The organism is Kribbella koreensis, assembly GCF_039525325.1.
Classification (GTDB): domain Bacteria; phylum Actinomycetota; class Actinomycetes; order Propionibacteriales; family Kribbellaceae; genus Kribbella; species Kribbella koreensis.
The window spans coordinates 343,572-358,374 of sequence record NZ_BAAAHK010000003.1 but is presented as its reverse complement, the minus strand read 5'-3'; the positions used below and the strand labels follow the sequence as shown (position 1 = coordinate 358,374).

The window sequence follows — 14,803 nt, the reverse complement described above, 5'->3', positions numbered from 1 at the left end:
GGGGGGGGGGGGGGGGGGGGGGGGGGGGGAGGTTGAGGTTAAGGGTGGTTGTGGTGCCGGGGAGCCAGCGCCTGGGGTCCGTGGGGACCGGGGTGGTGTAGGTGTGGTGGGCGCCTTGGAAGATGAGGGTGACCTTGCGGGGGTTGTAGGGGGTGGCCCAGCCGTCGTTGCGGATGTTCAGGGTGATGGGGAGGTTGCGGCGGGGGCGGCTGGAGGTGGGGTAGGTGCCGTTGACGAGGGTGAAGCGGTAGCCGAGTTGCTTCTTGGCAACCGTTAGGCCGTCGGCCCAGGTGTCCAGCACGTCGTGGTTGTAGTCGGTGTTGAGGAACGAGAAGTGCAGGCGGGCCATTTCCTCCGAGGCTGAGGGCCAGTCGGAGCGGGGAGAGTTCACGGCGCAGGTCTCGCCGCCCTGGGGGAGGTACTTGCTGTCTTGGGCTACGAAGTCTTTGTCCAGCTGGATCGGGTCGCTCAGGTAGGTGCCGAAGTCGTCGGGGCTGGCCAGGAAGCAGTCGTTGTGGTGGCCGATTCGGGCCAGAGGGGTGCCGTTGTAGGCCTGGGCGGCGGTCAGGGCGCCGGCAGTGCCGGTCGGTACGCCGTAAGTGCGTTGCTTCATGTATGGGGTGCGGACCTGGATCATCCGGTCGCGGGGGAGTGCTCGGAGCAAGGCGTCGGTCACGGCCTTGCGATCGGCCCAGTTCTGGTCGGTGACGATGCTGGGGTCGGTCGGGTCGGAGAAGTGGTCGGTGTAGTAGCCCTCACCCCAGAGGCCGATGAAGCCTTCCTGGACCAGCTCGATGACGTCGGAGTTCTGGCGCAGGATCGGGGTGAGCTGGTTGATGTGCTTCAACACCCGGGCCAGGGGTGCGTCGCCGTACGGCGTGGGTGGCGGCCAGCCTTCGCCGGGGAGCGCGTAGGCGAAGCGGACGATCGCCTTGACGCCCGCGACGCGGATGGTGGTGAAGTCGGCGCGGACCTTGTCCAGGTAGGCCTGGTCGAGCTTGTCCTGGCCGGCGAACTTCTCCAGGTAGAAGACGCGGAGGATCTGGGTGATGTTCTCAGAGGTGCGGAACCCCCGCAGAGTGGTTGCGTCGAGCGGGACATAGCCGGAGCCGTCGGCGTAGTAGTGCGTCTCGGTGTGGTGGTAGAAACCGCGCTCAGGGTTGGCGATGACATCGGTGGAGGCGGTGTAGGTGCGAGTGGTCGTTCCGTTGCCATGGGCAACGGCGGCCTGGGTGGGGAGGGCCAGGCTCAGTAGAGCGATGGCGACGGAGAGCTGTCTCAGGCGGGGCCGGTTCACGATGGACTCCTTGAAGGCTAGCTGACGGTGATGGTGCGCAGGAGCGAGTTCATGCCGGTCGCCGCTTCCCAGGTGGACTGGTTCGCGAAGCGCACGGAGTACTCGGGGCGGCTGGACAGCTGTGGGTCGGGGAGGTTGAGGAGCAGGGCGTACGAGCCGACAGGGAGGCTCGAGGGAACGGTGAGGGTTTGCGAGATCGTGGTGGTCGCGCCGGCCGTCCACTTGCGGGGGTCGGTGTTCAGGGCGAGTGCTGTCACAGCGCCGGTCGACGTGTTCCGTAGTGCGAGCTGGACGGGACGTGGGTTGTACGGCGTCGCGAAACCGCTGTTCTGCAGGGTGATCGAGATCGGAAGGCTGCCGCCGCGGGTAGCGGTCGTCGGGAGCGTGCCGGTCTGCAGGGTGAAGCGGTAGCCGAGGCGCTTGGTGATGTCCGCGAGGCAACCGCCGGTGTTCCACGAGTTGAGGACGGTCGGCTCGTAGTCGGTGTTGATGAAGGACCAGTGGAAGCCGGCGAGCTCAGACAGAGCCGTCGGACAGCTCGACCGCGGCGGGTTCGAGCCACACGTCTCGCCACCCATCGCTACGTACGACGTGTCGGACTGCAGATAGGGATACTCGACCGAGGTGTTCTCGTACGTCCCGAAGTCGTCCGGACTGGCCAGGAAGCAGTCGTTGTGGTGACCGAGCCTGGACAGCGACGATCCGTTGTACGCCGAACCGGCCGCGACCGGCGACGTCGAGTACATCGTCCGCTTCATCTTCGGCGTCCGCAGCTGGACCATCCGGTCCGACGGCAGCACGCTGAGGATCTTGTCGACGACCGCCTTCCGATTGGCCCAGTCGGCCGAGCTGACCGTGCCCGCGTTGCCGAAGTTCTGCGTGTAGTACCACTCACCCCAGGCACCGATGAAGCCCGCCTGCATGACCGCGATGACGTCCTTGTTGCCGCTCAGGTACGGCGCCAGCTGATCGAGGTGCGACTGCACCCGGCTCAAAGGCGCGTCGTCGCCGGCCGTCGAGGTCGTATACGCGAACCGCAGCACCATCTTGAGCCCAGCGGCCCGTACGGTCGTGAGCTGCTGCTGGAGCTGATCCAGCGCCGACTGCGCGATCGCGGAGTTCTTGTACTCCGCGAGGTAGAACACGCACATCACCAGCGAGATCCCCTGGCTGGTCCGATAGCTCTGCAGCGTCGCCAGCGAGAAGTCCGCCTTGTCGCAGTCACCGGTGTGGTGATAGAGCCCGCGCTCGGGATTCGCGAAGTTGTCGGTCGCCGCCGGGTAGGTCACGTCACCCGAGCCGCCGCCCCCGCTGTAGACCTGCGTGTACTTCGCCGACGTCTCCAGCGGCGCCTCCACCTGGAACACCAGATCGGCATCGTTCGGCGTCGCGGTCTCACCGATGCTCGAGCGACTCACCGTCCAGCGAGCGACTCCGCCGGTGTTCGAGAAGGTGACCGCCCCGACCAGCGTCCAGCTCCAACCGCCGCCGTTGTGGTGGTACAGACTCCCGTTCTCCAGCAGGTAGTCAGCACCGACCCCACCCGTTGCGAAGCCGGTCGACGGACTCCGATCCGTGTCGATGTAGGTCCGCGCGTACGTCGGTGCGCCGGTGAAGCCGAACTGGTACGTGACAGTGGTCGCGGTGTTCGTCGCGGACTGGCCGCTGATCGTGGCGTAGGCGGGAGACGTGATGGCAAGGGCGGCGAGCAGGCTGCCGGCGACGGCAGCGGCGAGCGTCTTCAGAGACCTCATGGGCGGTAGGTCCTCCAGTGAAAGGGGTCAGCCTTTGATTCCAGATGTCGCGATGCCCTGGATGAACTGGCGTTGCAACAACGTGAAGATCGCGATGATGGGCAGCGACGCGAGCAGCGAGCCGGCCATCAGGACGGGGTAGTCGGTCTGGAACTGCCCTTGCAGGGAGGCGAGTCCGGCCGAGAGTGTCATCTTGTCGGGGTCGGTGTTGACCACCAGCGGCCAGAACAGGTCGTTCCAGGACCACAGCAGGACGAGCAGAGCCAACGCGACCAGCCCCGGCCGGGCCAGCGGCAAGACGATCGACCAGTAGATCCGTACCGGCCCAGCGCCGTCGATCGCCGCGGCCTCCTCGAGCTCCCTCGGCAGCCCGAGGAAGAACTGGCGCAGCAGGAACACCCCGAAAGCACTGAACAGCCCCGGTACCACCAACGCCTGCAGCGAATTGAGCCAACCCAGCGACGACATGATCTGGTACTGCGGAATGATGAACAACTGCGGCGGAACCATCAGCACCGACAGCAGAACGCCGAAGAGAACGTTCCGGCCGGGGAACCGCAGCCGCGCGAACGCATAGGCGGCCATCGAGCAGAACAGCACCTGCCCGATCGTCCGCAGCCCAGCCATCAGCACCGTGTTGAGGAACTGGTGACCGAACGGAAGGACCTGGAAGACCTTGCTGTAGTTGTCCCACCGCCCCTCCGGCAACAGCGACGGCGGGACACTCGTCGCACTGCTCAGCGACTTGAGCGACGTGATGATCTGCCAGACGAACGGCGCCACCATCGCCAGCGCCGAGGCGATCAGGATCGTGTGCACCGGGGCGTTCTTGCTACGCATAGTGCACCCACCTCTTCTGGAACCGGAACTGGATCGCGGTCAGCACGACGATGAGGAGCAGCAGCATCATGACGATGGCGGCCGCGTAGCCGCGGTCGTTGGTGACGAAGGCCCGGTCGTAGAACAACTGGACGACGGTCTCCAGCCGGGGGAACGCCGGGTTCGCCCGAGCCCCGGCGCCTGCCCCAGCCATCACGTAGACCAGGTCGAACAGCTGCAGCGACCCGATCACCGACACGACCGACACGAAGAACGCGGTCGGCGACAGCAGCGGCAGGGTGACGTGGAAGAACTGCCGCCAGGGTCCGGCGCCATCGATCGCGGCAGCCTCGTAGTACTCCTTGGGGATCGCCTGGAGTCCGGCGAGGAAGATGATCAGGTTGTAGCCGACGCTGGCCCAGATACCGACCACCACCAGCGCATACAGGGCGGTCGCGGGATCGGCCACCCAGTTCGGACCGTCGATCCCGATCAGCGACAGCAGGTAGTTGATCAGCCCGTAGTCACCGTTGTAGAGCCACCGCCAGACCATCGCGATCGCGACCGGCATCGTCACGACGGGCAGGAAGAACAAGGTCCGGTACAGCCCGACGAACCGCATGCCCTTGCGATTGAGCAGGACCGCGAAGCCGATCGCCAGCGGGATGCTGAGCAGCCCGAGCCCGGTGTAGGTGAGCGTGTTGACCAGCGCCCGGCCGACCTCGGGGTCGCTGCCCAGCCGGCGGTAGTTCTCCAGGCCGGTAAAGGTATGGCCGCCGAACGCACCCCACTCGGTCAGCGAGAAGTACGCGGTCTGCAGCACCGGCCAGAGGTAGAAGATCGCGATCCCCACGCCTGTGGGAGCGATGAACGCGTACCCCCACAAGGCCTCCTTGACGGATCCGGGTCGCCGCATCTCACTCCTTGGCGAGCAGCGAGTTCATCGCCTGCGCGAGGTCGGTGGCGGCCTTGTCGATCGGCTCCTCACCGGTCCAGGCCTTGGTGAGGTACGTGAGCTCTGCCTCGTTCCAGGCGGCCGTGTTCTTCGAGACCGGGAACGGTACGGCGTAGCTGACCGAGTCGAGGAAGGTCTGCAGCTTGAGCTCGGGATGCGCCTTGACCCAGGCGGTCTGCGTTCCGTTGTACGCCGGGATCGGACCCTTCTGCCCGAGGATCTCGGCCGCGTCCTTCGAGCCGAGGTACTTGACGAACTCCCACGCCTGGTCGGGGTGCTCGGTCTTGCCCGAGACGACGTTGGCGACCCCGTGGATGATGGTCGCCTGCTTCTCACCGCGGGGGAGTGGGGCGACGTCGACCTTGCCCTTGGTGTACGTGTTCGCGGTGAACTCCGAGACGTTCCAGGAGCCACCCCAGTACATCGCGATCTTGCCCGCCTCGAAGAGCTGGATCGGGGTCGTGTCGGTCATCGTCTTCAGGTCCGGTGACTGCTTGTTCTTGATCAGGTCGGTCCAGAACGTCAAGCCGGCAATGGTTTTCCGGTCGTCGTACCCGGACTTCTTGCCGTCCGGGGAGATCACGTAGCCGCCGGCCTGGGCGATCGTGTCGTACTGGTACTCCTGGAAGCTGCCCAGCTGGGCGGCCGTGCCATAGATGCCCTTCGACGCGTCGGTGAGCTTGGCCGTGGCGTCCTTGAAGTCGGCCCAGGTCCAGTCGTCCTTCGGATACGGGACCTTCTTGGCGTCGAAGAGCGTCTTGTTGTACCAGACGCCGACGGTGTCCATGTCCTTCGGCAGTCCGTACGGCTTGCCCTCGAAGGTGTAGAGGTCGGTGAGCGGCTTCGGGTAGACCGAGAGGTCGGCCTGGCCGGGCATCGGCGCGATCACCTTGTTCGACGCGTACAGCTGGAAGTTCGGGCCGTTCATCCAGAAGACGTCCGGTGCGGCGCCACCGGTGACGGCGGCCTTGAGCTTGGTCCAGTAGTCGGCCCACGGGGTGAGCTGCACCTGGACGGTGATGTTCGGATGGGTCTTGGTGAACTCGGTGGCGAGGGCCTCCATCACCGGTTTCTGGTTGGCGTCCCAGACGCCGTACGAGAGCGTGACCTTCGCGTTCGGGTCGGCGGCCGACTTGTCGTCGCCGCCACCCGAACAGGCCGAAACCGCTAGTAGCCCGCCGAGCAGCAGCGCGCTCAGCCTCTTCGACAATCGCATCCTGGGTCCTCCAGACAACATCCCGGTGATTGGGACTAATCATGGAGTCCATTGAAATTATGTCAAGGGGTTGGCGCCTTCGGACATGCTCGTTTCCACTTGTTCGAGCGCCAAACGCACCGCTCCGAGCACTACCCCCTCGTCGCCGAACGTCGAGATCCGGATCTCCGGCGTCCGCAGACACCACCGATCGAGCTCCCCGCGCAAGCCGTCGATCACCACATCGGCGGAGCGGGAGAATCCGCCACCGATCACCAGCAGTTCGGGGTCGAGGGTCAGGATCAGAGCTGAAACCCCCACGGCGATATCCCGGGTATACCGCCGGACGGCCTTGGTGGCAGCTCGATCGCCGCTCCGGGCGGCCTCGAACACATCGCTGAACTCATCTGCCCCGCCCCGCCCCTCATCGCGCTCGCCCGCCGCGGCCGCGCCGGGCCGGGCGAGCGAGGTGGGATTGGGGCGGGCAGGCGCGGTGGAGCTGCCGGTGGCAGGCGTGGGGCGGGTGCTGCCGGTGGTGAGCCCGCGATCGGTGCTGCCGCCGGTGGGTCGGGTGCCGGCGTTGCTGGCGGTCCAGGCTCGGAGGTGGTCGGGGGCTTTGAGCCAGCCGACGGCTGGGAGGGCGCCGATTTCGCCGGCGGCGTTGGCGAAGCCTCGGTGGAGTTTGCCGTCGATGATGAGGCCGGTGCCGGTGCGGACGCCGGCCAGCAGGAAGACGACGTCTTTGGCGTAGCGGGCTACGCCGCGCCAAGACTCGGCCAGGGCGGCCAGTTTGCTGTCGTTTTCGACTCGGATCGGGGCGGGGACCAGGCGGCGCAGGTGGTCCGCGAGGTCGACGCCGGTCCACTCGGTGAGGGAGTCGGAGAGCATGACTTTGCCGGTGCCGTCGACGAGGCCGGTGGTGGCCACGCCGGTCGACCAGATCTGGTCGGGGGTGGTGCCGGCGCCGGCGAGGGCGGCGACCACGCAGCGGTCGATGGCGGCCAGGCGGTCCTTGCGGCCGAGTTCGGGGGTCACCGCGACGGTCGCGGAGTGCAGCACCTCGCCGTCGAGGTCGGTGACCAGGGCGCGGATCGTGTGACCGCCGATGTCGACGCCGAGCACCCGTCCGGCGTCAGCGCGGAACCGGTACCGCCGCGCGGGTCGCCCGACCGTACCGGCGGTCGGCTCTGCCTCGGCCACCCAGCCGCGGCCGATCAGCTCCCGGATCACGTCCTCCGTCGAGGCGCGGGACAGACCGGTGCGCTTGGCCAGCTCGGTCAAAGTCAGCGGCTTGTCGTCGCGCAGCGCCCTGATCGCCGCCATCGCGTTGAGCTGCCGCAGTCTGGACAGGTCGCCACCGCTCGGTTCCTCGGTCATCGTCCACCCCTTGAGGTTCGTCGCGATCAGTGCCAATAATGATGGACTCCTTTATATCTCGGGGAAAGGAATCCATGACAAGCGTGACTCTAGCCCTGGTCGGCGGCGGACTCCGCGGACAGCTGTACGCCCGGAGTGCCGTCGCTTCCGGGACAGCCCGGGTGACCGCCATCGCCGAGCCCGATCCGGGGCGGCGGACGGCACTCGGTGCGGAATTCGGCGTACCGGCCGATCGCCGGTACGCCGATTGGGCCGACCTGGCCGATGCCGGCCGGCTGGCGGACGCCGCGATCATCGCTACGCAGGACCAGCTGCATACGGCTCCGGCCGTGCGGCTGGCGGACCTCGGGTACCACCTGCTGCTCGAAAAGCCGATGGCGACGACCGAGGCCGAGGCGACTGCGATCGCGGCAGCGGCCGAGCGCAACGGGATCATCCTCGCGGTCTGCCACGTGCTCAGGTACACGCCCTACACCCGGATGCTGAAGGAATTGCTCGACTCCGGGCGGATCGGGCGGCTGGTGAACGTCCAGCACCTCGAGCCCGTCGGGTGGTGGCATCAGGCGCATTCCTTTGTCCGCGGGCATTGGCGGCGGTCGGACACGTCGGCGCCGATGCTGCTCACGAAGGCGTGCCATGACCTCGACTGGCTGGTGCATCTCTTCGACGCGGTACCGACGCGGGTCAGCTCGTTCGGCAGCCTGTCCCACTTCAAGGCGTCCGAGCGTCCCTTGGGCGCTGCGCTGCGTTGCCTCGACTGTCCGCTGGAATCCACGTGTCCGTACTCCGCGAAGCGGCTCTATCTCGACTGCCTGGCCGATCCGGATCGGCACTACTGGCCGTTGGGTGCGGTGACGGACGAGCGCACCGAGGCGGGTGTGCTCGAGGCGCTGCAGACCGGTCCGTACGGGCGGTGTGTCTATGCGTGTGACAACGATGTTGTCGATCATCAGGTGGTGAATCTGGAGTTTCCCGATGGCGGCACGTGCTCGTTCACGATGAGCGCGTTCACGCCGATGGAGCATCGCAGGACAAGGCTTCTCGGCACGCACGGGTTCCTCGACGGCGATGGGCAGACGATCCGGTTGGTGGACTTCCGGACCGGTGAGGAGGAGCTGCTCGCAGTACCGGAGGCCGATGGTGACGGGCATGGTGGTGGGGATCAGGAGTTGACTGCGACGTTCCTGCGCGCCGTACAGACCGGCGACCCGACCTTGCTGCCCACTGATGCCGGCGCCAGCCTCGCCACGCATCGGGTGGTATGGGCCGCCGAGCAGGCCCGAACGAGCGGCACGGTGGTCACGCTGACCGCCTGAAAGCCGCTCGGATGCGAGCTATCGTTGGAGGGCACGGATCGCTCGAGTTTGGTGAGGCCGGCCCGGATCTACCCCGCCGGTGGCATCGATCCGCGCGGGGAGTGGACATGATCCTCGACATCGTCTTCATCGCGGTCCTCCTCGGCCTGATCGGCGCGGCGCTGAGCATGCGCGTCGTGAAGCAGTTCGAGCGTGGCGTCGTTTTCCGGTTCGGCCGGGTGCAGCCGGAGATCCGCGGTCCGGGGCTGGCCATGCTGGTGCCGATCGCGGACCGGTTGCAGAAGGTCAACATGCAGATCGTCACGATGCCGGTGCCGGCGCAGGACGGCATCACGCGGGACAACGTGACGGTTCGCGTCGACGCGGTCGTGTACTTCAGTGTCATCGATCCGGTCCGGGCGACTGTCGACGTACAGGACTATCTGTCGGCGATCGCGCAGGTGGCGCAGACCTCGCTGCGGTCGATCATCGGTAAGAGCGATCTGGATGACCTGCTGTCGAACCGGGAGCGGCTCAACCAGGGGATGGAGTTGATGATCGACAGCCCGGCGCTCGATTGGGGTGTGCACATCGAGCGGGTGGAGATCAAGGATGTCGCGCTGCCGGAGACGATGAAGCGGTCGATGTCGCGGCAGGCGGAGGCCGAGCGGGAGCGGCGGGCGCGGATCATCACCGCGGACGGCGAGCTGCAGGCGTCGGAGAAGCTCGGGCAGGCCGCTGAGGTGATGGCGGATCATCCGGCGGCGCTGCAGTTGCGTCTGCTGCAGACCGTCGTCGAGGTCGCCGCCGAGAAGAACTCGACGCTGGTACTTCCGTTCCCGGTCGAACTACTCCGCTTCCTGGAACGCTCCACCCCCGCCGAAGCGCCGAAGCCGAAGGCGGTAGCGGAGGAGCCGGCCGCAGCGGAGCCGGAAGCGGCCTCGGCACTGGAAGCTGGCGAAGGCGACGCGCCTCCGCAGGAGCTGGCCTCATCGGCTCCGCCGGTCGCGGAGCTGTCGGCCGTCCCCGATCCGAAGTCGGCCGTGGCTGGACAGCCGGAGCCGGCCGAGAGGAACGGGCAGGCCTAGGTCGAGGTTGCTTGGGCCAGGAGGCCGTCTACTACTGCTTCGATGCCTAGGGCAAAGGTGTCTGGGGCGGCCCAGCTGTCCCAGTGGTGAGCGACGGACGTGAGATGCGGTAGGTCGGCCTCGTTGAGGCGTTCGAAGAAGGCGTCGAAGTCGGGCGGGGTGGCCTTCTCCTTCGTGCGGGCGCGGACGAGGATCTCGCCGGCCGCGTAGTACCACATGTTGCGGAAGAGCAGGACGGCCTGCTGCGGCGTACAGCCGTGGTCGATCGCGCCGGCCAGGATGGTCTCGACGAACCAGAGGGTGGGCTCGTTGAGCCGCGCGATGAACCCGTCGACGGTCAGCACCTCGGCGGTCCACGGCCAGGCCGCGAGGCTGTCGTGGATCGCGATGGCGGCCGTGATGATCCGGTCGCGCGGCGCGCTGGGCAGCTCGGGGTGCGGGACCTTGTCGAGGTACGCCGAGATCAGCAGGAGCAGAAGATCCTCCTTGTCCCGGACGTGGTGGTAGAGCGTCGTGGGGCCGACCCCCAGCTCAGCGGCGAGCTTGCGGATCGTCAGCTGCTCCCAGCCGTCCCGGTCGATGAGCTGGCGGGCACCCGCCAGGATCTGATCCTCGCCGCGGTGGCCGTCGTGCAGTTCATGGTGTCGCTGGATCTGTCGGTCGTGAATCTCGGCCTGCCGCAGATCGGCGCCGCCCTCGGCTTCAGCGAAGTCGGCCTGACCTGGGTGATCCACGCGTACGCCCTCACCTTCGGCGGCCTGCTGCTGCTCGGTGGCAAACTCGCCGACCGGTACGGCCGTAAGCGCGTCCTGTTGTCCGGGCTGGCGTTGTTCGGGCTGGCCTCATTGGCGGGCGGATTCGCGCAGGACGCTGGCCAGTTGGTCGCTGCCCGTGCTGCGCAGGGGGTCGGTGCTGCCGCGCTGGCACCGGCCGCGTTGTCGCTCCTGACCTCGACCTTTCCCAGTGGCAGGGAGCGTGCCCGAGCCTTCGGCGTGTGGAGTGCGGTGAATGCGGCGGGTGGCGCGTTGGGGGTGTTGATCGGCGGGTTGCTCACGGAGTACGCGAGCTGGCGCTGGTTGATGTTCGTCAATGTGCCGATGGCGATCGGTGCGTTGGTGATGGCTTGGCGCAGTGTGCGGTCTGATGCCGGCTCGGGGGATCGCGGTCGTCCGGATGTGCTGGGTGCGGTTCTGACGACGTCGGGCATGGTCTTGCTGGTGTTCGGCGTCGTACGGACCGACCGGCACGCGTGGGGTTCTGCGGCCACGCTCACGACGCTGGCGATCGCGGTCGCTTTGCTGGCTGCTTTCGTCCACGTGGAGCGGACGACTACTCGCGATCCATTGATCCGGCTGGGATTGTTCGCCAATCGGGCGGTTGCGGGGGCCAACTCGTACAACCTTTTGCTGGGGGCTGCGATGGCGTCGTCGTTCTACTTCGCGTCGCTCTATCTCCAGCGGGTGCTCGGAACTGGACCGGCGCGGACCGGCATCGAGTTCCTGCCGTTTGCCTTCGGGGTGGTGGTCGGGGCTGTTCTGGCGATCAAGCTCGGTAATCGGTTCAGTACCCGGGCACTCTTGGTGATCGGCGGGCTGCTGGCGTCGGCTGGGTTCGCTTGGTTCGGGCTGATCAGTGCCGATGGGTCGTTCCATGCGGACTTCCTGGGGCCCTCGATCGTCACGAGCATCGGGTTCGGGATCTGCTTGGGGCAGGTGGTTTCGCTTGCCACGGCAGGGGTTCCGGCGCATGAGTCGGGTACTGCGTCCGGGCTGCTGGCCAGCTCTCGGCAGATCGGGGCGTCTCTTGGGTTGGCGGCCCTCGGTACTGCGGCGCATCGGCGTACCGGCGGGGTTGCGACGCCGGAGGCGCTCAACGACGGCTATGCCCTCGGGATGACGCTCGGCGCCGCTCTACTCCTCGGAGCCGTACTACTTGCCGTCACCATCCTGCGACACCCGACCACCACCGACCTCGCACTGACCTCGGCAAGGGGGAGGGATGAGTGACCAACTCGGAGGGAGTGTGGCAGGGCAAGTGCGCCTCTATGTGCCGCGGTTCATCGCGCTACTGCTCCTCCAGTCACCAACCCCACCTCGCACCGGCCCCCGCCCCGAGACTCCGGCCGGTCCCCGAAGACAACGCCCGAACCCCCACCCCATCACCCGCCACCCATGAATCACCGGCTCCGACCCTCAGCCGCCATCGCCCCAGCAACCCCCACGCCCCCAAGCGCCGCCATCCCCGGCGTCCTCAACGAGGCCGGTGCTCCCGCGCCTCGAGAGACGCACGTGCTCCGGCGCCCCCCGAATGAGGCCGCCCCCCCGGTGGGCGCGGTCCGCCCGAACCGCCACCCCATCACCCGCCGCCCGTCAACCACCGGCTCCGACGTTTAGCCGCCACCCCCAAACGCCGCCGCTCCCGGTGCGCCCCGGCGCTCTGCCGGCCCGGCGGTCCGTCGGCGCATGCATAACTCGGTCGGTACGCGTTTGCCACCGGCGTGTCGGCCGGTTCGCGCGGGTTGTGCGTGCGTGGCGGCCCGGCAGTCGGCCCGGTGTGGCGAGTTCGTCGCGATGGCTCCGGCGCACGGCTGGGTTGATGTTGCGCGTGGCAGGCGACCGGGTTGGTGTTGCGCGGCACCGGGTGCCGGTGGCGGGGTTGGTGTTGTGCGGTGGGAGGCGCGGTCGGGCTTGGGGTGGCTGGTGGGTTGGTGTTGTGCGGTGGGTGGGGTGGTCGGGCTGGGGTGGGGTGGTCGGGCTGGGGTGGATGGTGGGTTGGTTGGTGGGGTGGGGTGGTTACGGCGTGGGGCGGGTGTCTTGGCCGGCGGTGGCGCCGATGAGGATTTGGAGGGTGGCGAGGGTGGTGAAGACGATGAGGGTGGTGGTCCAGGTGGTGGTTAGTTCGGTGAGGTAGCCGGCTAGGGCGGGGCCGGTGGCGGCCAGGAGGTAGCCGATGGATTGGGCCATGCCGGAGAGTTGGGTGGTTTCGTGATGGCTGCGGCCCCGGATGCTGATCAGGGAGAGGGCTGCTACCAGGGCGGCGCCTTGGCCTAGGCCGCCGATGATTGTCCAGGCGATGACTAGCTTCGGCGCCAGGAGCAGGCCGAGGAGCGCGACGACGATCGGGATGCTGGCGGTGACGGCGCCGGCGCGCTGGCTGCGCGGGTTGCGCATCAGCCAGGGGATGGCTAGGCCGCCGACCAGGCCGAAGCCCTGGAAGAGGAACAGGTGGATGCCGGCGGCCTGCTCGGAGAAGCCGTGTGAGAGCTCGATCGTAGGCAGCCAGGTGACGAAGACGTAGAAGCTCGTCGACTGCAGGCCCATGTAGGCGGTGACGAGCCAGGCCATCGGTTGCCGCCAGACGCTCACCAGGGGCGTGTTGTCGTCGGCCGGCTCTGCGGGGAGCGGGGCGGAGCTCGAGTGGGCTGGGATTCGGATCAAGGCGACGACCAGCGCGAGGCCGCCCCAGATTGCCAGAGCTAGGCGCCAGTTGGAGCCGGCGGCGACCGGTACGGCGATCGCTGACGCGAGGGCGGCGCCGCCGGTGATGAAGGCGGTGTAGATGCTCATCGCGCGGGAGACGTGGCCGGCGTAGTCGCGTTTGATCAGGACCGGTACGAGGACGTTGCCGACCGCGATCGAGGCGCCGATCACGAGGGTTCCCAGCCATAGGCCGACGGATCCGGTGTAGGAGCGGAGGACGCTGCCGGCGGCGAGTACGAGCAGTGAGACGAAGACGGCGCGTTCCATGCCGAGCCACTTCGGGAGGCGATGGACCAGGGGAGAGGCGAGGCCGAAGGCGACGAGCGGGAGCGCGCCGAGCACGCCGAGGGCTCCTTCGCCGAGGCCTTCGTCCAGGCCGATCTGTGGCAGGAGAGGGCCGACTGCGGTGATGGCCGGGCGCAGGCAGAGCGCGACGAGGAAGACGCTCGCGGCGATCAAGGAACTCCGCCGGGCGGTCACCGCTCCGGTCGTCACCGCCACGACGTCACTGCCACGCCCCGCATCTCACTGCCATGCCCCGTCTCACTGCCACGACCGGTGCCCCGCATCTCACTGCCACGCCCCGCATCTCATTGACACGACCCGTCTCACTGCCACACCCCGTCTCACTGCCACGCCCGGTACCCCGTCTCACCGCCACGCCCCGCATCTCACTGACACGACCCACGGTCCCTGCCACGGTCCACGGTCCCTGCCACGGTCCACGGTCCCTGTCACGATTCACGCGCCTGTCACGGTCCACCTCGCTGGCTCGACCGATTAGATGTCCGACATTTACACTCTAACCATGGGATTGAGTGGACCGGTACGGCAGGCTCCGTTGGTGATGCAGGTCTCAGAGCAGTTTCGGGCCCTGATCGAGGGTGGTGCTTGGCCGGTCGGGGCGAAGATTCCGGGGGAGAACCAGCTGGCTGGGGAGTTGGGGGTGAGCCGCGGGACGGTGCGTGAGGCGTTGCGGTCGCTCAGCCTGACCGGGCTGCTCGAGCCGCGGGTTGGCGACGGTACGTACGTGCGCGCGACCAACGAGATCAGCGGCGTACTGGTCCGCGACGAGTTGTCGGCGACGTTGACGCATGTCCTCGACGCACGCGCCGGCATCGAGGGTGCGGCCGCCCGGCTGGCTGCGTTGCATCACACCGGGCAAGGTCTCGCTGCCTTGGAGGCGGCACTCGTCGCGCGGAGAAGTGCGCACGAGGCGGGTGATCTTGACGGCTATGTCGCCGCGGATGCGTCGTTCCATCGGGGCATCGTCGAGGCGAGTGGCAACCCGCTTTTGCTTCGCCTGTACGACGCTGTCGCCGAAGTGCTGACCGAGTCGATCCACGAGACCGCGACGATCCCCGAGGACCCCCGCGTCCGCGACGCCCACCACACCTTGGTGGCGGCGATCCGGGATGGAAATCCCGAGACCGCCGCCCAGGCGTCATACGCACTGATCGACTCGGTCAAGCAGTCAGCCACCGGCGACTGATCCCGGCCTCGGCCGGCAGCCTCGGGCCGGCTGATCCTGATGTCGCCCCAGC

12 protein-coding genes are annotated in these 14,803 nt (G+C 67.6%); 4 read left to right on the top strand and 8 right to left on the bottom strand.

Annotation, left to right across the window (positions count from 1 at the left end; all coding sequences use genetic code 11):
- The 6 genes from ABD116_RS05530 to ABD116_RS05505 all read right to left on the bottom strand — a co-directional run.
- Nucleotides 1-1,297: DUF4874 domain-containing protein (locus tag ABD116_RS05530; RefSeq protein WP_343965483.1), on the bottom strand; the 1,297-nt coding region annotated here is incomplete at its 3' end.
- A gap of 17 nt (nt 1,298-1,314) precedes the next feature.
- Nucleotides 1,315-3,051, bottom strand: coding sequence for a DUF4832 domain-containing protein (locus tag ABD116_RS05525; RefSeq protein WP_343965481.1), 1,737 nt, complete (start codon nt 3,049-3,051; stop codon nt 1,315-1,317).
- 27 nt (nt 3,052-3,078) lie between these two features.
- Nucleotides 3,079-3,891 carry a carbohydrate ABC transporter permease gene (locus ABD116_RS05520; RefSeq protein ID WP_343965479.1) on the bottom strand — a complete coding sequence of 271 codons (813 nt, stop codon included), beginning with the start codon at nt 3,889-3,891 and terminating at the stop codon, nt 3,079-3,081.
- Nucleotides 3,884-4,786 (bottom strand): carbohydrate ABC transporter permease, encoded by a 903-nt coding sequence (locus tag ABD116_RS05515; protein WP_343965477.1) that lies wholly within the window; start codon nt 4,784-4,786, stop codon nt 3,884-3,886. The genes ABD116_RS05520 and ABD116_RS05515 overlap by 8 nt, the downstream gene beginning before the upstream one ends.
- 1 nt (nt 4,787) lies before the next feature.
- Nucleotides 4,788-6,041, bottom strand: a complete 1,254-nt coding sequence (locus ABD116_RS05510; protein WP_343965475.1) for an ABC transporter substrate-binding protein — start codon at nt 6,039-6,041, stop codon at nt 4,788-4,790.
- A gap of 57 nt (nt 6,042-6,098) precedes the next feature.
- Nucleotides 6,099-7,397 carry an ROK family transcriptional regulator gene (locus ABD116_RS05505; protein ID WP_343965473.1) on the bottom strand — a complete coding sequence of 433 codons (1,299 nt, stop codon included), beginning with the start codon at nt 7,395-7,397 and terminating at the stop codon, nt 6,099-6,101.
- Nucleotides 7,398-7,471: 74 nt separating this feature from the next.
- Between ABD116_RS05505 and ABD116_RS05500 the strand changes: the two genes are divergently transcribed.
- Both ABD116_RS05500 and ABD116_RS05495 read left to right on the top strand, forming a co-directional pair.
- Nucleotides 7,472-8,713 carry a Gfo/Idh/MocA family protein gene (locus ABD116_RS05500; protein WP_343965471.1) on the top strand — a complete coding sequence of 414 codons (1,242 nt, stop codon included), beginning with the start codon at nt 7,472-7,474 and terminating at the stop codon, nt 8,711-8,713.
- A 107-nt stretch (nt 8,714-8,820) separates the two neighbouring features.
- Nucleotides 8,821-9,780, top strand: coding sequence for a slipin family protein (locus ABD116_RS05495; protein ID WP_343965469.1), 960 nt, complete (start codon nt 8,821-8,823; stop codon nt 9,778-9,780).
- On the opposite strand, the gene ABD116_RS05490 is transcribed toward ABD116_RS05495, so the two are convergent.
- Nucleotides 9,777-10,514, bottom strand: a complete 738-nt coding sequence (locus ABD116_RS05490; protein ID WP_343965467.1) for a TetR/AcrR family transcriptional regulator — start codon at nt 10,512-10,514, stop codon at nt 9,777-9,779. The genes ABD116_RS05495 and ABD116_RS05490 overlap by 4 nt on opposite strands.
- Here ABD116_RS05490 and ABD116_RS05485 point away from each other — a divergent pair.
- Nucleotides 10,443-11,786 (top strand): MFS transporter, encoded by a 1,344-nt coding sequence (locus ABD116_RS05485; RefSeq protein WP_343965465.1) that lies wholly within the window; start codon nt 10,443-10,445, stop codon nt 11,784-11,786. The two genes, ABD116_RS05490 and ABD116_RS05485, sit on opposite strands and share 72 nt — an antisense overlap.
- A gap of 786 nt (nt 11,787-12,572) precedes the next feature.
- Here the strand turns inward: ABD116_RS05485 and ABD116_RS05480 are convergent.
- Nucleotides 12,573-13,754, bottom strand: coding sequence for an MFS transporter (locus ABD116_RS05480; protein ID WP_343965463.1), 1,182 nt, complete (start codon nt 13,752-13,754; stop codon nt 12,573-12,575).
- A gap of 313 nt (nt 13,755-14,067) precedes the next feature.
- Here ABD116_RS05480 and ABD116_RS05475 point away from each other — a divergent pair, with 313 nt between their 5' ends.
- The gene (locus ABD116_RS05475) at nt 14,068-14,751 is read left to right on the top strand and encodes a FadR/GntR family transcriptional regulator (protein WP_343965460.1); all 684 of its coding nucleotides are present in this window, start codon (nt 14,068-14,070) and stop codon (nt 14,749-14,751) included.
- Nucleotides 14,752-14,803 lie beyond the last annotated feature (52 nt).